Genomic DNA, 22,466 nt, shown 5'->3' with positions numbered 1-22,466 from the left:
TCAAGACCTCGATTTCCACATACACCTCGTCTGTGATCAACGGGACTCCAAAAAGCCCCGATCTTCCCTACTTGGTGTATCAATTTTCAATCGGCAGCATGTGTCAATTTACATCCGGCAGCGACAACCTTTGTGCTCTTCCCAGAACCGTTCAAGCTCATCGAGTGTTCGCAGGGTGACGAACATGACGCCCTCCTCAAGCAAAACGCGCTCGGGCAACTTGATGTCCACAGGCAACAGCGGCTTCTTCTTCGGCTTCATCGAACTGGCATCCCAAGTTGGGCAGAAGGGTAGTCAACGCTTGCCAGCGCCTCTCGCTCACGCACCAATGGCAGGTGATCACGCGGCACCGCCTCGGGCGACACCCAGTCGGTTTCTCCAATCGCGAGGAAGCGGTCAATCGCAGCTTCGATAGCTGCTTGATTGATGACTTCCACATCCTGGACGATACGAAGGCCAATCCCGTAGGCGTAGCTCCTGTCGAGCTTGAACGATTCGTAGATCACAGGCGGCTCGTCGCGAATGATGGCTGTTTCCAGCAGGTCGATCTGCTCGGAGAGTGTCCGTCCGTCGAACTGTACGTACCGAACAGGTTCTCGCTTCACCATCCGATAGGTGAGAACCTTCCCCGTGCGCGAGACATCGGCTGGCTCGAAATCCAGCTTTGATTCCCTGTCCAGGCCGGCGTCTCCCAGTGCTGCGTAGGCCCGCGAGGATGCCTCGTGGTGCGCGGCATCCCAGAACGCTTGCCGTGCCGTCACAATCTCGGCGTTCCAGATCGTGAATCGATCCATGCCGAGGAAGTAAAAGTCGAACCATTGGTTGTACAGATCGGGGCGGCCCGGCTCGTTTAGCACGAGATGGCTGGTGAATCGCCCGCCATATTCGGCGGCGTCGCGACGCATCTTACCTTTGAGGCGGATGACCTCATCGCTTCGCTTATGCCGTGGCAAAGAGCTGAAGGGAGGGCGTTGCTTTCGATGACGCAGGCTCATGCATCCATTCCCACTGTTGCAACCCATCCAGTTTGGGTTCTCAGGCATGCAAAATCATTATGCTAATGTTGCAACGCAGAGTTGTCACTCATTAGCAATAGGCGCCTTTCAACAGCTATTGCCCCACATTCTGCCCCTGCCAGACCTCCGTGCAGCTCACTAAAACCTCTGCGCTGGGCTGATCTGCCGATAGCTGGCCGATGCGCCCGCGCTGGCTGGCAAGCTTCAGTTGCTCGCGCACCTGTTCCAGGCTGCGCTTTTCAATAACCGCTGTATAGCTTGCACCCAGCTCGCCATCCGGGTCGATGAACAGCTCGATCCGCTTCACCGGCAACCCGAACACCGTGAAGCTGCGTGCCGGCGTCAGCGCCCAACTGCCGGGAGCATTGGGCGCAATGCCCTCCAGCACGCGCATCGGCAAGGCTTGGCGGCATTCCACGGCGGCGACAATGGCCGGCTCGATCCGCAACCAGCGGTCGATGTCTGTCGTATTGCCATCCATCAGCACAACCGGCATGGCCGCCAGCAGCAACGCCTTCATCCCTTGATGTTCCTGATCCAGAAGCGGCGGTCATCGACCGTGAAGTTGGGGTCGTAGCCGACCAGGGTCAGCAGCGAACCGACATAGTAAAGGCCGAACTGATTCATCAGCCAGCGCTCCATCGCCGGGTCGCCGGGCAACTTGCTGTACGGTGGGGTTGGGCCGTCGCTGCGAACCTGACCACTGGTTTTGCCGGAGATGGAAAAGCTCTTCCAGGTCAGCACGAAATTGTTCGACTGTTTCGGCAGCTCCGGCGCGCAGAGCGACAGATTGCTGAAGCGCTCGGAGCGCTTGGCGTCGTGCCAGAGTACTGCGTCAAAGCGAATGCAATCACTGGCTTTGAGCGTGAGGCTACGGGTCAGCGTCATCTGATCAGCCGGAATTTGCAGATTGCTGATCGCCACCTTGGGCCATTCCGGGGCGCGGCCGTCGGTAGACAGATTCTGGCGCAAGGCGTTATGCAGTGGAGTGCCCAGCAAGCTGTTGCGGGTTGCCGCGCTTGCGGGCGTAGCCGCTTGCGACAGACTGGTTCCAATGGAGTGTCCTAGTCCGTTCAGGGAATCCAGCGCCCCCTGCATGTCGGTTGTGGCACAACCCGTCAATACAAAAGGCAGAAGCAATAAGCTCCGGTAGTGTTTCATCGCAGTTCCTCGCGAGGTTATCCGTTGAAGATGGTATTGAGCCGGGCGCACCAGGTTTCCGCCGCCCGACGGCTCATGGGAAAACTGAGCAGCGGTCGTTGCGGGTCGGCGGTTTGCAGCTCGATGGCGAAGTCCTTGGCGCGCACCGTGCGCTCGAAGGTCGGCACGCTCATGCCGCTGGCGTTGACCTGACGGCTACCGCCGTTCATCTCCATGCTCTCGACCTCGCGCCAGGTCATCCGCCACCCAAGCAGCCAGGAGAAGTCGTGGATACGCCAGGCTTCATCCACGATTGAGCAGACAGCCAGTTTGCGATGCTGCCGGTCAAACACTAGAAAGGCCGGCGCGGGGTAGCCCAAGAGATGTCCAGCATCGAATGACAGCCCCTGCTGAGCGTTGAGCTTGGCTACAAGTGCCTGACAGCGGGCCTGCAAGCGCGCCAGAAAGCGGAAGGGCAGCATGAAGATCGCCAGCGAAATCAGCAGATAGAGCATCAGCTCACTGGTCAACAGTCCCCAAAGCGATGTCTGTGACAGGCGCGCAGGCCCCACGCCGAACATCGCCAGTACAAGAATCAGCGTAAGAGCAGTGGCAGCAAGACCTGAAAGCCCAGCCACCGGAACTGCCAGCCCCGCAGCCGCCCCCATCCCAGCAGTCTTCCAGACGCTTGCCATACGTCATCACCTCCATGTTGTTACTCATAGAGGTCATTCTATGGCGCTTGAATTAAATTGTCACTTATAGTGCGGGCACCTATCGGGCGTAGCCCTATAGAGGGGGTACTCATAAAGTCATTTCTCTTTAAGAAGAGAGAAATATGGCCCTTGATCCCCGACTACGCTTCGGCTTGAAGCTGATAGAAATCAGAAAGACCAGAGGGTGGTCGCAAGAACGCCTGGCACTGGAAAGTGGCTTGGCGCGCAGCTATCTGGGGGGTGTTGAGCGTGGGCAACGCAACATCGCCTTACTCAACATCTTCAAGCTGGCCGAGGCGCTGGGGGTGGAGCCTTCAGTACTGCTGGAGGCGCCGGCTGCTGGACAGGAGCCAACTCCGTAACATCGTAGCGCTACGTTATCGTAGCGTTACGATGGTCTCCGCATGATCGCTCGCGGCAGCTATCGCAGCCATCTGCTTTCAAGAATAAGTAAAGCTCACTACAATGGCGCTTACGCAATTTTTTTCGCGTTAAGGGTCATAAAAGTGACTTTTCATCTCTCAACTCCCGCTGAGATCCTGCATGCGCTGGGTGTTCGTCTGCGCGAGCAGCGGCTTGCCCAATCGCTCACGCAGCGTGAACTGGCGCAAATGGCCGGACTGTCGCTGGGGGCGTTGCGCAAACTCGAAAGCGACGGCCAGTGCTCGCTGGAAACGCTGGTCCGCGTTGCGCAGGCACTTGGCTTGCTGGAGGCGCTGGACGATCTCTTTGTACTCAAACGGCAATCCATCGCCCAGATGGAGCAGGTGGACCTTGTGAGCCGCCGCCAGCGTGCGCCGCGTAAGAGAGCATCATGAAGCTGCTTACCGTGCATTATTGCGGCTGGGGAGAAGACTGGCCGTTGGGACGCCTGGCCGATGACGGTCAATCCCTGCTCTTCGAATATTCTCCCGAAGCCTTGTCTCAAGGCTTGGAACTGTCGCCCTTGCACCTCAAGCTGCGTGCGGATGCCTACGGAGGTTTTCCGATCCATTTGCATCGCCTTCCGGGCCTGATCGCCGACAGTCTGCCTGACGGCTGGGGTTTGCTGCTGATGGATCGGTTGTTCCGTCAACACGGCTTGCGCCATCCCGGGCCACTGGACCGGCTGGCCTTCATTGGTGAGCGCGCGATGGGCGCGTTGCGCTTCGTTCCGGCAAGCGACGCCGGCGCCCACGAGCCCGACTGGTCCTTGCTGGCGCTGGCCGAGCAAAGCCGTCTCGCGCTCGCGGGCGAGGCGGGGGCAGCCCTGCGCGAGCTCGCGCTCACCGGTGGCTCACCGCAAGGGGCTCGACCCAAGGCCTTGGTGCAGTACGACGCAGCGACCGGGCAAGTCAGCACCCGTCCGGATGCGCCCGGCAGTCCATGGCTGGTCAAATTCCCGGCGCAGAACGAACACAAGGAGGTTTGCGTCATCGAGCAGCTCTATGCCGAGTTGGCTCGGGATTGCGGACTGGATGTGCCCGAAAGTCGCTGGTTCGACCTTGGTCCCGAACTGGCCGCCTTCGGCGTCGCGCGCTTCGACCGGGAGGGAGGGCAACGCGTCCCGGTGCACAGTCTGGCTGGATTGTTGCAAGTGGATTTTCGCCTGCCCGGTGCCACCGACTACACCGCCTTCCTGCGGGCTACCCGTTTCCTGACGCGCGACGAGCGCGAAGTGGAGAAAGCTTACGCGCGAGCCGTCTTCAATGTGCTTTTCCACAACCGTGACGACCATCCCAAGAATTTTGCGTGGCGTCTCGGGTCTGACCGGCGCTGGCGTCTGGCACCGGCATTCGACCTGACCTTCAGCGAAGGCCCGATGGGCCAGCATCACCTGGACGTTTGCGGCGAAGGTGCTGCCATCGAACATCGGCATTTATTGCGTCTGGCGGAGGAAGGTGGCATCCCAAAGAAACGGGCGGAAGAGGTCATCGACCGGATGTTGCCGCAGGCAAGCTCATTAGGTGAGCGATTTGAGCGTGCTCCGATTAGGCAGATGTTGGCGCAGCAGATAAAATCCACCATTGATGCCTGTCGCAGGCGTCTGGAAAGTTGAATCCGAGCCGCCGCAACGCCGCCAGATCAGGGTTGAACGTACTCACTACTGAGTTTTTTGAGTACAAACATGAGTATATTTTTTAACGGAGCAGCATGGTGAACTGTTTATTCAATGATTTGCAGTCACAATCGCTGTTCAACGTCTGAGTTCGATCGCGCCGCATTTCGGCGGCCAACTGGAACCCCGTGCAGCTTCGTGCTGGCGGGGTTTTTTGTTTTGGGTCCGCCCGGGTCTTGCCACCTAAGCCGGGATCGGTGTCGTCGGCTTCCCGAACCGCGGACGGCGACCCGGCGCCGATCGGAGGCAATTCGAGTCCCGAATCGCGATCGCGCAGGGGTATTCATCAAGTTGGCCTCCCGATTGATTTGGTCTGATGAAAAGCGCCAACGGTGGGCAGGAGGTCAAGGTGCAAATAGGCCTCAAGGTTCCAAAGAAGTTGCCGTTGCTCAGCCGGAACATGACAAGAGGGCACGACCCGCTACCGTCGTTCGGACTTTCCCTGCCGGTTCTGCTCCTGCTGCCAGCGCTTGCTGAGATATTCGGCGTCCTTTGACCCTCCATTTTTATGCCAATCGGGCACACACCAATGAAGAGACCATTTCCCGTAACTGTTTCCGTGGCGCTGCTCGCGGTAGGGGTTCTGGGCGGCTGCGCCTCCATCAAGCCAATGCCGCTGGAACCAACCTTGTTGCTTGAGCAGGGTGCTGCCGACCGCGCGGCGGCGACCCGGCTGGCGACCCCTGTCGAGGGCGCCATGACGCTGGAAATGGCGATGGCGCGTGCCCTCAAATACAACCTCGACCGGCGCGCCAAGATGATGGAGGAGGCGCTCGCCTTCAAGCAGCTGGATGTGTCGCACCTGGACATGCTCCCCAGATTGCTTGCGCAGGCTGGCTACAGCTGGAGGAACAACGACAAGATCAGCCTGAGCCGTAACTCGCAGACCGGGCTGCTGTCCCAGTCGCAGTTTGTCTCGCAGGATCGCGAACATGAAACGGCTTCGCTGTTGCTGACCTGGAACATGCTCGATCTGGGGCTCGGGTATTACAACACCAGGCAGCAGGCTGACCGAGTCCTGATCGCCGGCGAAAGGCGACGCAAAGCGATGCATCTTCTGATGCAGGACGTGCGCACCGCTTTCTGGCGCGCCTACAGTGCGCAGAAGCTCCACGGCGAAGTGCGTGTCGCGACCGGGATGGCGGAAGAGGCGCTCGCCGATGCGCGTCGCGCCGAAACCGAGCGGCTACGCAACCCGCTCGATTCGCTGCGCTACCAGCGCCAGGTACTCGAAAATCTGCGTCTGCTCGAGGCCATCGATCAGGAACTGTCGACTGCGCAGCTCGAGTTGGCCGCCCTGATCAATGCGCCACTTGGCCAACCGCTGGACCTCGTTGCGCCGCAGGAGTCGGTAGACCGCGACGCGCTGTCGGTCCCGGTCGAGGTGATGGAGGAGGCCGCCATGACGGCCAACGCCGATCTGCGCGAGCAGCACTACAACGCACGCATCGCTCGCGAGGAAACGCGCAAGACCCTGGTCAGGCTATTTCCCAACCTGATCTTCAACTACGGTTATAGCTACGATACGGACAGCTATTTGCTGAATAACAATTGGCGCGAAGCAAGCGTGCAGCTGTCGTTCAACCTGTTCAACCTGTTTACCGGTCCGACCCAGATGAAGCTTGCCGAAGCGGGGGTTGCACTGGCTGATCAGCGCAGGATCGCCATGCAGATGGCTGTCATGGCCCAGGTCCATCTCGCTCGCCAGCAATATTCGAATGCGGTCAATCAGTTCGGTCGTGCAGATGCCATCTGGGATACCGATCGCCGCATCGCAGCGCACATGAAAAACCGCGAGGCCGCGCAGACCCAGAGCAAGCTCGACAGCGTGGCCAACCAGACCACCGCAATCCTCAGTCTGCTCCGCCGCTTTCAGGCTTTGGCCCTCGCCCAGGCTGCAGAAGCCAAATTGCAGTCCACCCTTGGTGTCGAGCCGCAGATCGGGAGCGTTGACGAGATCTCGCTTGATGACCTGACCCGGACCTTGTCCCAGCGGGGCGCGGTCTGGGGTGAGCTGTCCCAGCTCAGGCCGGCAACGCAAATCGAGGTCAGTCGGTGAGGCGGATCGCTGCACTGGCTGTTGCCTTTGGTCTTGCCCCGGTGGCTGGCGCGGTGGAGCCTTCTGCCGCTCCGACTGGCTTGACGCCGCCGACCGCTGCCGCCAAGGCCGGCATCGAACGTCAGGAAATACGTGCCCAGTTGCTGCCCCGGCGTTTCACCACCCTGGCCGCCGAGATCGGCGCAAAGATCAACCGCTTGCCGGTACCGGAGGGCGGCTCCTTCAAGGCTGGCCAGCTGCTGGTTGCCTTTGACTGTTCGATGCCGCAAGCGATGCTCAAGAAGGTGCGGGCCGAACTGAAAGGCGCCGAACAGATTCACAAGGCCAACAGACGCCTCGAGGAGCTCAATTCGATCGGTCAGGTCGAGCTCGAGCAGTCTGCCGCCAACGTCGCCAAGCTGAACGCCGAGGTCGGCGCACAGCAGGCCGTCCTGGGAAAATGCAATCTCGTCGCACCTTTTTCCGGTCGTGTCGCTGAGCAGAAAGCGCGCGAGCAGCAATATGCCCAGCCCGGTCAGCCCTTGCTGGATATCCTGGACGACAGCAGCCTGGAGCTGGAATTTCTGGTTCCTTCGAGCTGGCTCCGCTGGCTCAAGGTAGGCCAGGGTTTTCAGGTGGACATTGATGAAACCCGCAAGACCTACCCTGCGAAGTTCATTCGTATCGGTGCGCGCGTAGATCCGGTCAGCCAGTCGATCAAGGTTGTCGCCACCATCGATGGCAAGTTTCCCGAACTGCTTACCGGCATGAGCGGCCGCGTGCATGTGCCTCAGCCTTAGCGGCCGCTTTCTCCTGCGGCCTGCCCACACTTCTCGTTTTCGTCAAATCGTCCGGTGATCGAACATGACACAAGATTCCGTTGTCCAGCAGAAACCCGCCAAGGCACGTCTGGTTCGTCGTGGTCCGAGCCCGTTGGCGCTGGAACAGCGATTCATGTTCGATGGTGCTGCAGTGGGCGATGCCATCGATACCATTGCGCATGCCGGCCAGGCATTGGACGGGGCTTCGCCGCATGTTGCAACGGCAGAGACAGCATTGCCGGCAGCGGTTGTCACGGCCCGCGCGGATGCGGAGAAACTGATTGCCGACTACCTGTCACAGCCCGAAGCGAAAGATCAGCTGTTCGCGCTGTTCAATGGTGGTCTGAGCTCGCCGTCCGCGCAGTGGCAATCGACATTCGATCAGCTGCTGACCGATCTGCGAAGCGGCGACGATGCGGTGCGGATCGAGCTGTGCAGCGGTGCCGAATTGCAGGGCGCCAAGGGGGCGTTCTCGACTAGCGGGACCACTGGACAGCACACGATCTACCTGAATGCCGATTGGCTGGCGGGCGATGCAGGCGCCGGCATCGGCCCGGCCGATGGCGCATCAATCGAGTCGGTACTGGTGGAAGAACTGGGTCACAGCCTCGATGCGAGGCTGAACGGCGGCGCGGATACCGCCGGGGACGAGGGGCAGCGCTTTGCCGATGTATTGCTGAACGGTGCCGATCCGTACGGGATTGATGCTTCTGCAGCTCAGGACGACCACGGAACCGTGCAGATTGATGGTCGCGCGGTCGAGGTGGAATTTGCCAGCTACACCTTCGTCAATGCCTACGAGATGGTCTATGACCGGAACAACAACAGCACGATTGACGGTTTCGGCAATATCACCGGGGGCATCGATACAAACGAACGCTGGGCGGACAAGGAACAGAACCTGCATTACTTCAATTCGAGCGTCTCGCTGGGGCAGGTCCAGGTAAACGACGGCTCGAACGGGATCAATTTCAGTGGCAACGACGTTTCGGCCACTTCCATCGTAATCGGCGGAAATACCTACTACGGCTGGATCAGCCGCCCGATCAAGGCCAACGGGGTGGTGCGGGGTTTCTATTTCTGGACCGACCGCGACTTTACCGACTTTGCGACCGCGCAGGCGGACGGAAACCAGGATGGCGACAGTAAGGTCCTCGACAACCGTGGCTTTCTGCTCGTCGTCGATCAGGCCTGGTTCGATCAGCAGATCGTGGACACGCGCGGCTCCAGCACCGTCAACATCAACAATGCCAAGGACGGGAATCTCGGAAACGTCTGGGTTGCGGATGTCGGCTCGTCCTCGGACCGCGTGGATAGCGCGCTCAATGCGCTGTTGCCGACTTATGTGCCGGCCGTCGCGGTTGACGACCTGGCCAACGGTGTGCCGGACACGTCCGGAGGCGCCGCGCTCGAGCAGGGTTACGACGCAAACACGAGCGCGGTGCTGGTGGCCGGAATCGACGCCACCGGTAACGTCCTGGCGAATGACACCGCCAACGGCAACACGCTCAACGTGGTTTCGACCGGGAAGTCGGTTGCCAATCAGTTGGTAGCCGCCGCCAGTACGTCTGCATCGAACAGTACGACGGTAAGCGGCCTGTATGGCAGTCTGACCATCGGCGCGGATGGCAGCTACCGGTACGTGGTGGATAACAGCAACTCGACGGTCAACGCGCTGCAGGTCGGAAACTCCCTGACCGAAACCTTCGAATACACCCTCACCGACAACAAGGGTGGCACCAGCTCGGCGACCCTGACGGTGCAGATCAACGGCAGCAACGATGCACCGGTTGCCAAGCCGGACTACAACTCGGCGAAGGAATCGACGACCGCTGCAGTAAGTGGTTTCGACTCTACCGGCTACTCGGCAACCGGTAACGTCCTGCCAAACGATACCGACGTCGATGACAAGTACGCGAGCGGGGATTTCTCAATTTCGGGGATATTCGGCTCCGGTCTGTTCGGTTCGTATACGTCCGGTGGCACCAATACGACACTGACCTTCAGCGGCAACGGAGGTTTCTCTGCGGCGGTCGGCGACTACCTCTATACGGATACCGGTACCACCAAGAACTACGTTCTGTACGATGTCTCCAGTAATGCCATTCGGGTTACCGGGATCTCGACCGATGCGTCGGGGAACCAGGTGTTTACCTTCTCTGGGCAGGTTGATCACTACGTGAATGGTTCCAACCTCGCCTACAGCATTGCCAACGGCAGCAAAGTCGGTTTCTACCAGGATACGAGCAAGAGCGGTAACAACCTCCCGGCCAGCAAGGTCGCAACGGTCGGTACCTCGACCACCACGAACTACTCGACCGTCACCCTCGACAGCACCAGCGGCACGGTAGCCGCAGGCATGACGGCTTATGACAGCACCAACAGCGTGCTGGGCAAGGTCACCGCCGTGACAACCTCCGGCCCGCAGACGGTGGTCACGCTCGATCAACAGATCGGCAGCGCGCCCAGCGGCACGATCACCTTCAAGGGCGTGGGCAGTGATATCGTGGTGACCGGTGCCAACGGTACCCTGGTGCTGAACTATCAGGGGGTTCAGGGCAGTTATCGCTACACCCCGAAGATCGACAACCCCAATCTTTCTTCCGGGCAATCGGCGGTCGACGTATTCGACTACACGATGAGCGACAGCCGCGGCGCCACCAGCACCAGCAGGCTGTACATCACGGTCTATGGCAGCGGTGCCAGCGACCCGGTGCTGGCCGACGACAGCGGAACGGCAAAGGAGTCGGGGGTGCAGGATGGCGGCAGCACGGTGGAGCCCGGCTCGAATGCGTCCGGCAACGTGCTCACCAACGATGCGGCCTCGACCGGCAGGGCGGTGGCCAGCTACAGCCTGCAGGATGGCAGCAGCGTCACGGCCGCAGGCGGCGGGCTCACCGGCAGCTACGGCACACTCACCATCACTTCCGCGGGGGCCTTCACCTACTCGCTGGACAACACGAAGCCCGCAGTCAACGCGCTCCCCAGCGGCAGCACGCTGAGCGAGACCTTCCGCTACAAGGTCACCAACAGCGCGGGCGGCACTTCATGGGCCAATCTGGTCATCACCATCAACGGCACCAACGACGCACCGGTCGCCAACGGCGATGCGATCACGGTCACTTCGGGGCAACTCGTTGCGAGCGGGGACAACGTCCTGGGTAACGATACGGATGTCGATACCGGCGATACCAAGACGGTTACCCAGGCCGAGGCGGGTAGCACCGCTGCGCCGGGGACCACGGTCTCCGGCCCTACCTCGATTGCCGGCAGCTATGGAACCCTGACCATCGGTCCGGATGGCTCTTACTCCTACGCCATCGACGAAACCAGCGCCGCGGTGAAGGCTCTGGCAGCGGGCGCCACCACGTCCGAGACCTTCAGCTACCGGATGCAGGACAGTCAGGGTGCCACTTCGGTCGCCACGCTCACGGTGACGGTGGTCGGCCGCAACGATGCGCCGGTCAACACGGTGCCGGCCGCGGTGAGCACCGACATCAATACCGGGCTCGCCTTCACCGGTGGGAATGCCATTTCGGTTGCGGACGTCGATGGCAACCTGAACGAAGTGGTGTTGCATGTCGATCACGGGACACTGTCGGCGAGCGGTTCGGGCGCGGCCGTGATCACCGGCGCCGGCAGTGGCGACCTAAAGGTCAGCGGGACGCAGGCCGAAATCAATGCGGTTCTGGCCAGCCTTGGCTACCTGCCGGAAACCGGCTTTACCGGGACGGACTATCTCACCATCTTCAGCCGCGATTCCAACGGTGCCTACGATAGCGACGGCTTCGCCATCAACATCCCGACCGTCTTTGCCGGCCCGACCGTTCTGGAAAGCGATCTGGCAAGTGGAAGCAACGCCAGCGGCACCGGGGAGACGGGCAGCACGACGCTGACCGCTCCCTCCGGCCAGAATTTCGGCTCCGGCACCCAGAGCGGGAGCGGGAGCTACGGGTCTTGGACGCTCGATGCAGCCAGCGGGCTTTTCACATACACCCTGAGCAGTGCGCCGAACATCAGCGGCAGTTCGACGACCGACTCCGTCAACGTGATTACCTACGACGCCTTCGGCAACGTGACGACCAATACCGTGGTGGTAGCAATCACCGACGACGTTCCCGCGGCGGTGGGCGACAGCGGCTCGGTGATCTCCGGTGCCACGACCAGCGGGAATGTGCAGGGCAACGACGTCTTTGGCGCGGATGGTCCCAAGAAAGACGGATCGAATGCAAACGTTGCGGTTGTCGGTGTGGCGAGCGGTTCGGATACCTCCAGTCCGGTGAGCGGTCAGGTGGGCACGCAGATCTCCGGCAGCTACGGCAAGCTGACCTTGAACGCGGACGGCAGCTACGCCTACGTCGCCAATACGGGCGTCACGGGTAGCCCGACCGACTCCTTCGTCTACACGATCTCGGACAGCGATGGTGATCTTTCCACCGTGCCCCTGGTGTTTGCCGTCACGCCGGCGGGCGTCCCGACTGCAGACCTGGTCACCACCAAGACCCTTTACAGCAGCGATGCGACGCCCGACGTGGGCGACACGGTGAGTTTCCTGATCACGGTCACCAACAACGGCGCCGACACGGCGACCAACGTGCGGCTCACCGACCAGCTGCCGAGCGGGCTGAGCTACACGGGCGCGATCGCCAGCCTCGGCGGCTACGACAGTGGCACCGGCATCTGGACGATCGGCACGCTCGCCAACGGCGCCAGCGCGACGCTGCGCCTGAGCGCCACCGTCGATGCGGCGGCCGACGGCACCAGCCTCACCAACACCACCGGCAAGGCGATCTCCGACCAGAGCGACCCGAGCGATGCGGGCAACGACCTCACCGAGACGGTGGTGGTCGACCGTCCGCCGGTGGCAAGCAACGACAGCGCCGGCTTCACCCCGGGTAGCGCGACGACGATCGATGTGCTCGCCAACGACACCGGCGGCGATGCGGTGGTGGCCAGCACGGTGGTATTCACCGACGCCGGCGCGACCGACGCCGGTAAGACCCTGGTAGTGGCGGGCGAAGGCACCTGGCGCATCAACACCAGCACCGGTGCGATCACCTTCACGCCGCTGGCGGGCTTCACCGGCAACCCCACGGCGATCGAATACCGGGTGGCCGACGCCCAGGGCAACGTCGACACCGCCACGGTGACGCTCGCCAAGGGCGCAGCCGACCTGGTGACGGCCAAGACCCTATACAGCAGCGACGCGACGCCGGACGTGGGCGACACGGTGAGCTTCCTGATCACCGTCACCAACAACGGTGCCGACACGGCGACCAACGTGCGGCTCACCGACCAGCTACCGAGCGGGCTGAGCTACGCGGGGGCGATCGCCAGCCTCGGCAGCTACGACAGCGGCACCGGCATCTGGACGATCGGCACGCTCGCCAACGGCGCCAGCGCGACGCTGCGCCTGAGCGCCACCGTCGATGCGGCGGCCGACGGCACCAGCCTCACCAACACCACCGGCAAGGCGATCTCCGACCAGAGCGACCCGAGCGATGTGGGCAACGACCTCACCGAGACGGTGGTGGTCGACCGTCCGCCGGTGGCAAGCAACGACAGCGCCGGCTTCACCCCCGGCACTGCCACGACGATCGATGTGCTCGCCAACGACACCGGCGGCGATGCGGTGGTGGCCAGCACGGTGGTATTCACCGACGCCGGCGCGACCGACGCCGGCAAGACCCTGGTAGTGGCGGGCGAGGGTACCTGGAGCATCAACGCGAGTACCGGTGCGATCACCTTCACGCCGCTGGCGGGCTTCACCGGCAACCCCACGGCGATCGAATACCGGGTGGCCGACGCCCAGGGCAACGTCGACACCGCGACGGTGACGCTGGCCAAGGGCGCTGCCGACCTGGTGACGGCCAAGACCCTTTACAGCAGCGATGCGACGCCCGACGTGGGCGACACGGTGAGTTTCCTGATCACCGTCACCAACAACAGCGCCGACACGGCGACCAACGTGCGGCTCACCGACCAGCTACCGAGCGGGCTGAGCTACACGGGCGCGATCGCCAGCCTCGGCAGCTACGACAGTGGCACCGGCATCTGGACGATCGGCACGCTCGTCAACGGCGCCAGCGCGACGCTGCGCCTGAGTGCCACCGTCGATGCGGCGGCCGACGGCACCAGCCTCACCAACACCACCGGCAAGGCGATCTCCGACCAGAGCGACCCGAGCGATGCGGGCAACGACCTCACCGAGACGGTGGTGGTCGACCGTCCGCCGGTGGCAAGCAACGACAGCGCCGGCTTCACCCCGGGCAGCGCGACGACGATCGATGTGCTCGCCAACGACACCGGCGGCGATGCGGTGGTGGCCAGCACGGTGGTATTCACCGACGCCGGCGCGACCGACGCCGGCAAGACCCTGGTAGTGGCGGGCGAGGGTACCTGGAGCATCAACGCGAGTACCGGTGCGATCACCTTCACGCCGCTGGCGGGCTTCACCGGCAACCCCACGGCGATCGAATACCGGGTGGCCGACGCCCAGGGCAACGTCGACACCGCCACGGTGACGCTCGCCAAGGGCGTGGATCAACCCAATCCCCCGCCCTCGACACCACCTGTTGTTGTACCGGAGCCACCGGTACTGCCTGCGCCGCCCGCTGATCCGGGCGCGACGCCGCAAGACGTGTTGCCACAGTTCGATTCAGCAGTGGTGTTGCCGGTCGGTCCGCTTGCGCCACCGTCGCAGGATAGTGCCATCACCAGCATTGTTCAGGATGCAGCTTCCCTGCAGGCCGGGAAACGGGATGCGAGCATCGGCGATATCTACACCAGCCCGACCGGTTTCAGGGTGGTGGTGATCGAAGCGCCTCAGGCCAACCTGTCAATCTATCGTGGCGTTGCCGACCAGTTCGCCGAAGTCGGCAGTGCCACGTCGTTTGCGGTGCCTTACGATGCGTTTGCGCATACGGATCCGAGTGAACAGATCATGCTGTCGGCAATCCTTTCGGACGGCCGCAAGCTGCCAAACTGGATCGTCTTTGACGCCCAGACCGGGAAGTTCACGGTTGCAGCCCCCAAGGATTTTAAAGGCGAGCTGAAGATCAAGGTCATCGCCCGCGACAGTCATGGCCACGAAGTCAGCACCCTGTTCCGATTCTCAGTGGGTGAAAAACAATCTGGAGCAACGGGGGGCCGTCAGGCATTCAGCGACCAGCTCCGTTTCGCCGGAAAGCGTCAAGCGCTTGGATTCCTGATGCCCGGCGCCCGTGACGCAGAGCGTCCGGTGCCCGGCAAGGCGCCGAAAGTCGCTTGATGAGCCAAGCCCCGAATGACCCAGGGCAGCCGCTGGTCAAGCTGTTGGAACTCGGGCATCGCGTCCGGCAGGCGGAGTCGGTCCAGGAACTCGAGTTTGTCGCGGTAAATGACACGCACGCCCTGGCGCCGTACCGCCAGGCGGCGCTGTGGCTCAAGGATGGAGGCGTTCGTTGCCTGTCCGGCGTTGTCCAGATCGAGGCGAACGTGCCTTATGTTCTCTGGTTGAATGCCATCTTCGGCCAACTCGAGAAATCCGCTAAGGCGGCAGGTCCGGTGGATGCCGCCGATTTTCCGGGTGCTGACGGTGAGGCCTGGGCTGAGTGGCTGCCTGCGCACGGCCTGTGGCTGCCGCTGCCCGGGGCGAGCGCGTCGGGTGGCCTGTTGCTGGCGCGAGACCTGCCGTGGTCGGAGCAGGAAGTTTCGCTGCTGGTCGAATGGCTCGACCTGTGGGTGCATGCCTGGCGAGCATTGCAGCGGCCGGCAGTTCTGTCGTGGGCGACGCTCAAGCGCCGGTGTCGCGCCATGGTTCAGCATCCTGCCGGCTTGCACTGGTGGCAATGGCCGCTGACCCGCTGGTCGGTGGTGCTCATCGCCGTGCTGTTCTTTCCGGTGCGCTTGACCGTGCTGGCTCCGGGCGAGCTCGTACCGGCCCGGCCTGCGGTAATCCGCGCGCCGCTCGAAGGCGTCATCGCTTCGTTCGAGGTGCAGCCAAACCAGTCGGTCAAGAAAGGCCAGCCGCTCTTCGGTTTCGACGAGGTCTTGATCCAGTCCCGGCTCGAGGTCACACGCCAGGCTCTGGCTACCGCCGAAACGGAATACCGGCAGACGGCGCAGCAGGCGCTGACCGACAGCACGTACAAGGCGCAGCTCGCAGTACTCACCGGCAAGATCGAGGAAAAGCGCGCCGAGGCCGGCTTCGTGGCCGACCAGCTCAACCGCGCGCGGGTAGTGGCGCCGCAGGACGGCATAGCGCTCTTTGACGACCCGTCGGAATGGATCGGACGACCGGTGGCGGTGGGCGAACGCATCATGCGTATTGCCACACCCGGCGATGTCGAGATCGAAGCGTGGGTGCCGCTGGCCGATGCGATTCCGCTCGCCGACGACGCCGAGGTCAGCCTGTATCTGAGCGCGAGTCCGCTTTCTTCTGTCGACGCGCGCATGCGCTACCTCGCGCACGACGCCGTCGAACGGCCGGACGGAACCTATGCTTACCGCCTGCGCGCCCGCCTCGAAGACGCGACCACGCTCCGGATCGGCCTGAAGGGCACGGCCAAGCTGCAGGGGGGCAGGGTGCCCCTGATCTACTGGATCCTCCGCAGGCCGCTGGCCAGCATCCGCTTGACGCTGGGCTGGTGAGCATGGCGCTTCCCCTGCTACGCGAAGAGCTCGCCCTGCTGGACGGACCGACACTGGCCGACGGCCAACCGAGCTGGACCCTGCACGACCCGGCTCGCAACCGCTTCTTCAGCATCGACTGGGTGACCTGCGAGATTCTGAAACGCTGGTCACTCGATGATCCGGGCGCCATCGTCGAAGCCGTTGGCATCGATACCACGCTGCAATTGGGCATCGACGACGTTGAGTATGTCGGGCAGTTTCTGCTGGAAAATCAGCTGGTCCAGCCGCAAGGCCCCAAAAGCGCTCGGCAGATGGCCGAGCGCCTCGCGAGGCAGCGCGGCAGCCGGCTGAAATGGCTGCTTCATCATTACCTGTTTTTTCGAATACCGCTGCTTCGCCCGGACGCCTGGCTTGGACGCTGGCAGCGCGTAGCCGGGCTGTTCTTCACGCGGACGTTCCTGTTGCTGACGATCGGCGCGCTCTCGTTCGGTTTGCTGCAGGTCGCCCATCACTGGGATAGCTTCTTTGCGTCCCTTGTCGACCATTTCACCTGGGATGGGCTGAGCTCATATGGCATTGCGCTGTTCTCGGTGAAATTGCTGCATGAGCTGGGGCACGCCTTTACCGCCAAACGCTACGGCTGCCGGATCCCATCGATGGGGGTTGCCTTTCTCGTGATGTGGCCGATGGCCTACACCGACACCAACGAGACGTGGCGTCTGACAAGCCGCTGGCAGCGCCTGCACGTAGCAGCGGCCGGCATCGCCACCGAGCTGATCATCGCCGCATGGGCAACCTTTGCCTGGGCGCTGCTGCCCGATGGCCCGATGCGCTCGGCTGCATTCGTTCTCGCCACCACGAGCTGGGTTGCAACTCTCGCGGTCAATGCGAGCCCTTTCATGCGTTTCGACGGCTACTTCATCGTTTCGGATTGGCTGGAGATCCCCAATCTGCACGAACGCAGCTTTGCGCTCGCTCGCTGGAAGTTGCGCGAATGGCTGTTCGATCTCGGCGAGGAAAAGCCTGAGCATTTTCCTGAGGGTCGCGAGCGTGGATTGATCCTGTTTGCCTGGGCCGTGTGGATCTATCGCCTGGTGCTCTTCCTCGGCATCGCGGTGCTGGTCTATCACTTCTTCATCAAGCTGGTCGGCATATTCCTGTTTCTGGTCGAAATCGTCTGGTTCGTGGCGATGCCGATCCGCCATGAACTCAAGGCTTGGCAACAGCGTTGGCCGGCAATCCGCACGCGAAGAAGAAGCTGGATTACCGGCGCAAGCCTGGTCGCGATCTTGATCATGTTCGCACTGCCGTGGCCGGGCCGGGTCAGCGCCAGCGGCATGCTGCGGCCGACCGACGTGTGGCCGGTCTATGCCCCGGGGCCTGCGCAGGTACAGCGATTCGAGCTTCAGGAGGGGGCAAGGGTAACTGCCGGAGCGCCTCTCGTCGTTCTGGCGACGCCTTCGCTCCAGTCACGACAGGCGGCGGCCCGGGCGCAGGTCGAACAGCTTCGCTGGTCGGCGGCCACCGCCGGTTTCTCCGTGGATTCCCGCAGCAAACTCCAGAGCAGGCAGGATCAACTGGCTACCGCCGAGGCGGAGCTGGCGAGTGTGAACGAGGAACTGGCCAAATATGCCCCCGTTGCTCCCTTCGCTGGAAGGCTCCGCGACATCGACCCCGACCTGCACGCAGGGATCTGGGTCGGCCGCAAGGAAAGACTTGCACTGCTCGTCGGCGCCGACGCCTACGAGGTCGAAGCCTACCTCGACGAGGCCATGGTGAAACGTATCCAGGTTGGCGATCGCGGACTGTTCATGATTGATTCGGGAGTCGGGCCGCGTCTCGAGCTTACTGTTACCAATATCGATGCCGATGCCAGCAGGGTACTGAACGCCGGCATGCTGGCCGCCTCCGCGGGCGGCACTGTGCTGACCCGCGACCGGAGGGGTCTGGCCATCCCCGAATACAGCGTTTACCGCGTCACCCTCGCCGTCGATTCCCCGGTGGATTCACTCTCGTCCCAGTCGTGGCGCGGAAAGGTCGTGATTCGTGGCGATTGGGAGGCCCCTGCATGGCACTACCTGCGAAACGCACTCGCGATTCTGGTGAGAGAGGCCGGGTTCTGAATCGCGGGCCGGTCAATTCAAAGTCGGCGGCAGGGACTGCTCATGATCGCCACAAAAGTCGCGCAACGCTTCGTCGCCATCGGGTGGTCCATACCGGCCTGACTGGGTGTCATAGACAACCGAGTACTGGCGAGTGACATATTGGCCGGATGAAGCATCGTAGCAACTGCGCGTGACTCCCAGGGGGAGGTAGCCGTTGGTGTCTGACGAGCTCGCGAGGACTACGTTCGTAAATGCGTCGAACGTGACCTGACGTAACGGCCGTCTTTGCATGAGAGAAATGTCGCATAGCAGGTCGCTTGACGACGTAAACGCCCTTTGTATTGATATCGAGACAGAGACCGGTGGTGCGCTCGACGTTGAAATCCGCCAGCGGGGCAATGTCGCCGGGCTGCTTCGGCTCCAGATAAGCGATGCTCATCTGCACGCCCCGTCGCAACGCTTCAAGCGGTTTCGTTCCTGCACGGCACCTCCATCTCCTCGGGAAACGGACTGACCGCCATCCGTTTGGCCAAATGGTAGTAAAGCACTTCGGTGGGGTAAGTAATCAGAAACCAAACGACGCGCAGCGGGAACCACAACAGCAGGTCGAGTGGCCACCACCACCAGGACGTGCTGCGCAGGATGGGGAAGGGCCAGTGCAGCTTGAGCAGTTCACTCTTTTCCGCCGGGTTCCATACATCCAGGTCCGGAGCCGGCACACTTTGAGGTCCTTCTTCCATGTAGCGGCGGATGTATTCCCAGAAGGTGGCGGCCTGTTCCTCGTCGCTCAGGCCGAGACGCTCGGTACCCACGACGAAGACGGTAAAGGCATGGCCCTGGGCGTCATGGAATTCGATGTTGATCTGCGGATCGCGGATCGGTGCGCCCACGCCGCTGACGCCGACCTGCATCTTGAAATAGGCGCGCAGCGTATCCCAGTCCTCGATGTAGGTCGTGCCCTTCCAGTGGAAATAGACCTTGCGGGTCGCACGATTGAAACGAATCGGAATGTGATTTCGCCACACGCGGACCGGCCAGACGTAGAGGCTGATGCTGAAAAATAGAATTGAAGGCGCGTACAGGAAAATGATCAATTCGGATAGTTGCTGCAGCGATTGCGAACTTAAAAGCCCGTAGTCACCCCTAATCCCGGCGTAGAGCCACAGTAACGTTCCGCCAACGATGACAAAAAGGATCATCCAAATCATCCACCAGGCACCGCCTCCTCGCCCCTTGACGATGTATGCGCCTTTTGCATTGACATCGAGACAGTGCTCTGTGATGCGCTCGACGTTGCGATCCGCCAGGGGTGCAATGTCGAGGGGCTGCTTCGGGTCCAGATAAGCGATGCTCATGGTTCAATCTGTCTCGGTCGCGTCTGAAACCGTAATGAGTCGGCCCTGCGAAATTCGTTTTGGGCCACCGACTGCCCGGTTTTCATCCGTGGGCCGCATTACCGAGCAGCCGCCAACGGCAGCGTCATGCGACGCGAATCAGCCAGCACAGCCCCAATCCATGACAGCGTTATCCTCAGCGCCGCCAGAATTGAGACCCAAGAGAGCGGCTTCGCCAACAAACGGGCGATTGCCCGCATCAGCCAGCGCAAGTTGAAGCCGGCCGCACACAGCACCGCGTGCAACGCGTCGCCCATGCTGCCGGCGAGCCAGCAACGATCCATCCGGTGGTCCGCCTTGAGGTGGCCGATCGTTGGCTCCACCGCCTGGCGCCGCTTGAGCCAGCGCCGCCGTTGCGTGTCCATCGACTTGTACTTGCCTCGGTGCAGGATCTCGACGTCGGGGTTGTCCGCATCGACACCGCGATAGCCCAGGTCGCCAAACACTTGCTTGGGCTTGCGCCCGATGTCTTCGAGCAGGATCGCGGTCTGTTCGAGTTGCGCGGCGAGCGCGTGGCCATCGTAGGGGTTGCCGGGAAAGGTACGAGCGCCAACGATCAGCCCGCTCTTGTGGGTCACCGCGATGCTCGCCTTGACACCGAATTCGTAGGGCCGTCGCACCTTTCCCTTGCCGATGCATTCGACTTCCGGCGCGTGCAGGGCATAGAGTTTGTTCTTGTCCTTCGGGCGCTGACGATACAGCCGTGTGGTGCGCTGGACGATCGTGTCCAGGCCAATCAGCGTCGATGCCGAAGCGATCGTTGCCAGCGCGCGTTTGCGTCCGACTTCGCGCAGCAGGATGCCCAGGATCGTGCGCTGGCGTTTGACGACCTTGCGCAGGCGCCGGAACTGCTTGGCATGACCGTAACCACCCGCCCGTCGGCGCAGTTCCTTGCCTTCCCGGGCAAAGATCTGCTTGAGCGCGATGCCGGCGCGCTTGGCCGCGCTGACGAGCTTGCCACGGGCAATCTCGAGCAGGCGCGAGTCGACCGGATGGGCGATCGCCTTCTCCTGCACCGTGGAATCGACGATGACTCGCTCGAACTCGCTCGGCCGCACGGCTTTGGTTTCGACTGCAGTATCGATCGTGGCCTTGAGCAGTTCCTCGACGCCAGCCTCGCCGATCGCCGTGCGGAAACGCCCGATCTGGGTCGGATCGCACGGCCTTCTCGGCTCGTAATACTCCTGACCGCTGAAGTATTGCCAGACGACGTTCTCCGCCCAGCGATCGGCCACCGCCTCGTCGCTCAGGTTGAAGGCGTGCTTGAGGTAGAGCAGCGAGGCCATCAGCCGGATCGACAGGCGCGGCCTGCCGGCCGCGCTCACACCCCCGCCGGCAACGGCCAGCGTCGGGCCGAACAGCTCATCGACCTCTACCGCCTCCCCACGGCCGTCCTTGCGCGCAAAGGCCGGCGCCAACGCAGTTTCGATCTGACTCCATGGCATGCGACGCGCAAGCACCGCGAGCGGGTGTCGCAAGTCAATCATCTGGTCGAGACGAGCGCGGAAAAAGTCGTCGGTGGCCAAGTTCAGTTGCTCCGAAAACTCTCAAATATCCGCTGCATTACAACAGTTTCTCGGGAATCTCGGGCTGCAAATGCTCGAGGAAAGTCGGACGTGGTGCAGGTTTGCAGGATTTCGCAGGGGCGACTAACTATTTGACCTGTAAAGCCTGTGGCAGGGATTGCTCATGATCGCCACAAAAATCGCGTAAACCCTCGTCGCCATCCGGTGGCCCGTACTGGGCTGACTGCTTGTCAAAGACCACCGAGTACTGGCGTGTGACATATTGGCCCGAAGAGGCATCGTAGCAACTGCGCGTGACTGCCAGGGGGAGATAGCCGTTGATGTCAGGCGAGCTTGTGGGCTCTACGGTAGTAAAGGCGTCAAACATGACCTGACGGTATCGGCCGTTCTTGCATGAGAGATACGCCGCATAGTAGGTCACATCGTGGTCAATCCCGACGAGGCCGGACTGAATGATCGCGAATTGGTCTAAGCGACCATCCTGGTTGAGATCCACGCTGCGATGCTCGAATGCCTGAAGATAAAAATCATTGTGGCAACGAGCGGGCGCGTCAATCGGACATATCGTAAGCGTCTGATTCTTATGGTGTTGAATCGTGAACTGCGTGCCGCTTTCCTGACATGGATCAGATTGCTCGGGATCAACAGCTAAACTGAGGGTGGTGCCCCCCTGACCGATAATGAAGAGCAGCATCGAAAGGAAGGGTTTCACACACTAGATTCCTGTGGCATCGAAAGAAAATGTGTTGCGACTGGATCGCAGCGATGCCAATTCATAGGTCAGCGTGTAGCCGCGACCAGATCGATCTCCATAGTTTGGCCAGGGCTCCCATAGTTATGCGAACGTCATTAATTGTCCTCTTCATCCTCGTCTAACAGGGTGATGCAAAAGCGCCAGACTCCTCACCAGCAAAGGGCCCCAGCGTAATTTTCATGGCGACTTCACGGCGAGATTTGATTTTTCAATTCGATTCGAGGTGCCGAATCGCGCATCGGAGG

Annotated in this window: 17 protein-coding genes; 9 read left to right on the top strand and 8 right to left on the bottom strand. The window is 61.8% G+C overall.

Annotated features, from left to right (window positions below; genetic code table 11):
* Positions 1–108: 108 nt before the first annotated feature.
* From GQB03_RS22300 to GQB03_RS22280, 5 genes are all read right to left on the bottom strand, one after another.
* Positions 109–261 (bottom strand): hypothetical protein, encoded by a 153-nt coding sequence (locus GQB03_RS22300; protein ID WP_159693958.1) that lies wholly within the window; start codon positions 259–261, stop codon positions 109–111.
* Complete coding sequence (locus tag GQB03_RS22295; protein WP_235027180.1) at positions 258–995, bottom strand: hypothetical protein; 738 nt, start codon at positions 993–995, stop codon at positions 258–260. Before GQB03_RS22295 ends, GQB03_RS22300 begins: the two co-directional genes overlap by 4 nt.
* Positions 996–1,110: 115 nt before the next feature.
* Complete coding sequence (locus GQB03_RS22290; RefSeq protein WP_021249399.1) at positions 1,111–1,536, bottom strand: hypothetical protein; 426 nt, start codon at positions 1,534–1,536, stop codon at positions 1,111–1,113.
* Positions 1,533–2,177, bottom strand: a complete 645-nt coding sequence (locus GQB03_RS22285; RefSeq protein ID WP_031346864.1) for a hypothetical protein — start codon at positions 2,175–2,177, stop codon at positions 1,533–1,535. The genes GQB03_RS22290 and GQB03_RS22285 overlap by 4 nt, the downstream gene beginning before the upstream one ends.
* 17 nt (positions 2,178–2,194) lie before the next feature.
* The gene (locus GQB03_RS22280) at positions 2,195–2,851 is read right to left on the bottom strand and encodes a hypothetical protein (protein ID WP_159693956.1); all 657 of its coding nucleotides are present in this window, start codon (positions 2,849–2,851) and stop codon (positions 2,195–2,197) included.
* 143 nt (positions 2,852–2,994) lie between these two features.
* Here GQB03_RS22280 and GQB03_RS22275 point away from each other — a divergent pair, with 143 nt between their 5' ends.
* From GQB03_RS22275 to GQB03_RS22235, 9 genes are all read left to right on the top strand, one after another.
* Positions 2,995–3,234: a helix-turn-helix domain-containing protein gene (locus GQB03_RS22275; protein ID WP_017936955.1), complete on the top strand. Its 240-nt coding sequence runs from the start codon at positions 2,995–2,997 to the stop codon at positions 3,232–3,234.
* A 42-nt stretch (positions 3,235–3,276) separates the two neighbouring features.
* Positions 3,277–3,690: a helix-turn-helix domain-containing protein gene (locus GQB03_RS22270; protein WP_235027179.1), complete on the top strand. Its 414-nt coding sequence runs from the start codon at positions 3,277–3,279 to the stop codon at positions 3,688–3,690.
* Positions 3,687–4,910: a type II toxin-antitoxin system HipA family toxin gene (locus tag GQB03_RS22265; RefSeq protein WP_159693954.1), complete on the top strand. Its 1,224-nt coding sequence runs from the start codon at positions 3,687–3,689 to the stop codon at positions 4,908–4,910. The genes GQB03_RS22270 and GQB03_RS22265 overlap by 4 nt, the downstream gene beginning before the upstream one ends.
* Positions 4,911–5,286: 376 nt before the next feature.
* A complete protein-coding gene (locus tag GQB03_RS22260; protein WP_159693952.1) occupies positions 5,287–5,466 on the top strand; it encodes a hypothetical protein in 180 nt (59 codons plus the stop codon).
* A gap of 33 nt (positions 5,467–5,499) precedes the next feature.
* A complete protein-coding gene (locus GQB03_RS22255) occupies positions 5,500–7,029 on the top strand; it encodes a TolC family protein (RefSeq protein ID WP_200832389.1) in 1,530 nt (509 codons plus the stop codon).
* Positions 7,026–7,808, top strand: coding sequence for an efflux RND transporter periplasmic adaptor subunit (locus GQB03_RS22250; protein WP_235027178.1), 783 nt, complete (start codon positions 7,026–7,028; stop codon positions 7,806–7,808). The genes GQB03_RS22255 and GQB03_RS22250 overlap by 4 nt, the downstream gene beginning before the upstream one ends.
* A gap of 64 nt (positions 7,809–7,872) precedes the next feature.
* Positions 7,873–15,099 (top strand): Ig-like domain-containing protein, encoded by a 7,227-nt coding sequence (locus GQB03_RS22245; RefSeq protein ID WP_159693948.1) that lies wholly within the window; start codon positions 7,873–7,875, stop codon positions 15,097–15,099.
* A complete protein-coding gene (locus GQB03_RS22240; protein ID WP_159693946.1) occupies positions 15,099–16,460 on the top strand; it encodes an efflux RND transporter periplasmic adaptor subunit in 1,362 nt (453 codons plus the stop codon). Before GQB03_RS22245 ends, GQB03_RS22240 begins: the two co-directional genes overlap by 1 nt.
* Positions 16,461–16,462: 2 nt before the next feature.
* On the top strand, positions 16,463–18,565 hold the full coding sequence (locus GQB03_RS22235) for an HlyD family secretion protein (RefSeq protein WP_159693944.1): 2,103 nt from the start codon (positions 16,463–16,465) through the stop codon (positions 18,563–18,565).
* Between the two features lie 443 nt (positions 18,566–19,008).
* On the opposite strand, the gene GQB03_RS22230 is transcribed toward GQB03_RS22235, so the two are convergent.
* The 3 genes from GQB03_RS22230 to GQB03_RS22220 form a co-directional block, all read right to left on the bottom strand.
* Positions 19,009–19,902 carry a DUF6708 domain-containing protein gene (locus GQB03_RS22230; protein ID WP_159693942.1) on the bottom strand — a complete coding sequence of 298 codons (894 nt, stop codon included), beginning with the start codon at positions 19,900–19,902 and terminating at the stop codon, positions 19,009–19,011.
* A 98-nt stretch (positions 19,903–20,000) separates the two neighbouring features.
* Positions 20,001–21,473 (bottom strand): IS5 family transposase, encoded by a 1,473-nt coding sequence (locus GQB03_RS22225; protein WP_159693959.1) that lies wholly within the window; start codon positions 21,471–21,473, stop codon positions 20,001–20,003.
* A 121-nt stretch (positions 21,474–21,594) separates the two neighbouring features.
* On the bottom strand, positions 21,595–22,179 hold the full coding sequence (locus GQB03_RS22220; RefSeq protein ID WP_159693940.1) for a hypothetical protein: 585 nt from the start codon (positions 22,177–22,179) through the stop codon (positions 21,595–21,597).
* Between the last annotated feature and the right edge of the window lie 287 nt (positions 22,180–22,466).

The organism is Cognatazoarcus halotolerans (assembly GCF_009800965.1).
GTDB lineage: Bacteria > Pseudomonadota > Gammaproteobacteria > Burkholderiales > Rhodocyclaceae > Cognatazoarcus > Cognatazoarcus halotolerans.
This window is presented reverse-complemented; position numbering and strand designations above follow the sequence as displayed.

What these genes read in the sequence shown, in the direction of transcription:
- GQB03_RS22240 (WP_159693946.1), top strand. Translation starts at nt 15,099, where the DNA reads ATGAGCCAAGCCCCGAATGACCCAGGGCAGCCGCTGGTCAAGCTGTTG.
- GQB03_RS22270 (WP_235027179.1), top strand. Translation starts at nt 3,277, where the DNA reads ATGATCGCTCGCGGCAGCTATCGCAGCCATCTGCTTTCAAGAATAAGT.
- GQB03_RS22255 (WP_200832389.1), top strand. Translation starts at nt 5,500, where the DNA reads ATGAAGAGACCATTTCCCGTAACTGTTTCCGTGGCGCTGCTCGCGGTA.
- GQB03_RS22235 (WP_159693944.1), top strand. Translation starts at nt 16,463, where the DNA reads ATGGCGCTTCCCCTGCTACGCGAAGAGCTCGCCCTGCTGGACGGACCG.
- GQB03_RS22245 (WP_159693948.1), top strand. Translation starts at nt 7,873, where the DNA reads ATGACACAAGATTCCGTTGTCCAGCAGAAACCCGCCAAGGCACGTCTG.
- GQB03_RS22280 (WP_159693956.1), bottom strand. Translation starts at nt 2,851, where the DNA reads ATGGCAAGCGTCTGGAAGACTGCTGGGATGGGGGCGGCTGCGGGGCTG.
- GQB03_RS22260 (WP_159693952.1), top strand. Translation starts at nt 5,287, where the DNA reads ATGAAAAGCGCCAACGGTGGGCAGGAGGTCAAGGTGCAAATAGGCCTC.
- GQB03_RS22275 (WP_017936955.1), top strand. Translation starts at nt 2,995, where the DNA reads ATGGCCCTTGATCCCCGACTACGCTTCGGCTTGAAGCTGATAGAAATC.
- GQB03_RS22295 (WP_235027180.1), bottom strand. Translation starts at nt 995, where the DNA reads ATGAGCCTGCGTCATCGAAAGCAACGCCCTCCCTTCAGCTCTTTGCCA.
- GQB03_RS22300 (WP_159693958.1), bottom strand. Translation starts at nt 261, where the DNA reads ATGAAGCCGAAGAAGAAGCCGCTGTTGCCTGTGGACATCAAGTTGCCC.
- GQB03_RS22290 (WP_021249399.1), bottom strand. Translation starts at nt 1,536, where the DNA reads ATGAAGGCGTTGCTGCTGGCGGCCATGCCGGTTGTGCTGATGGATGGC.
- GQB03_RS22265 (WP_159693954.1), top strand. Translation starts at nt 3,687, where the DNA reads ATGAAGCTGCTTACCGTGCATTATTGCGGCTGGGGAGAAGACTGGCCG.
- GQB03_RS22285 (WP_031346864.1), bottom strand. Translation starts at nt 2,177, where the DNA reads ATGAAACACTACCGGAGCTTATTGCTTCTGCCTTTTGTATTGACGGGT.
- GQB03_RS22230 (WP_159693942.1), bottom strand. Translation starts at nt 19,902, where the DNA reads ATGAGCATCGCTTATCTGGACCCGAAGCAGCCCCTCGACATTGCACCC.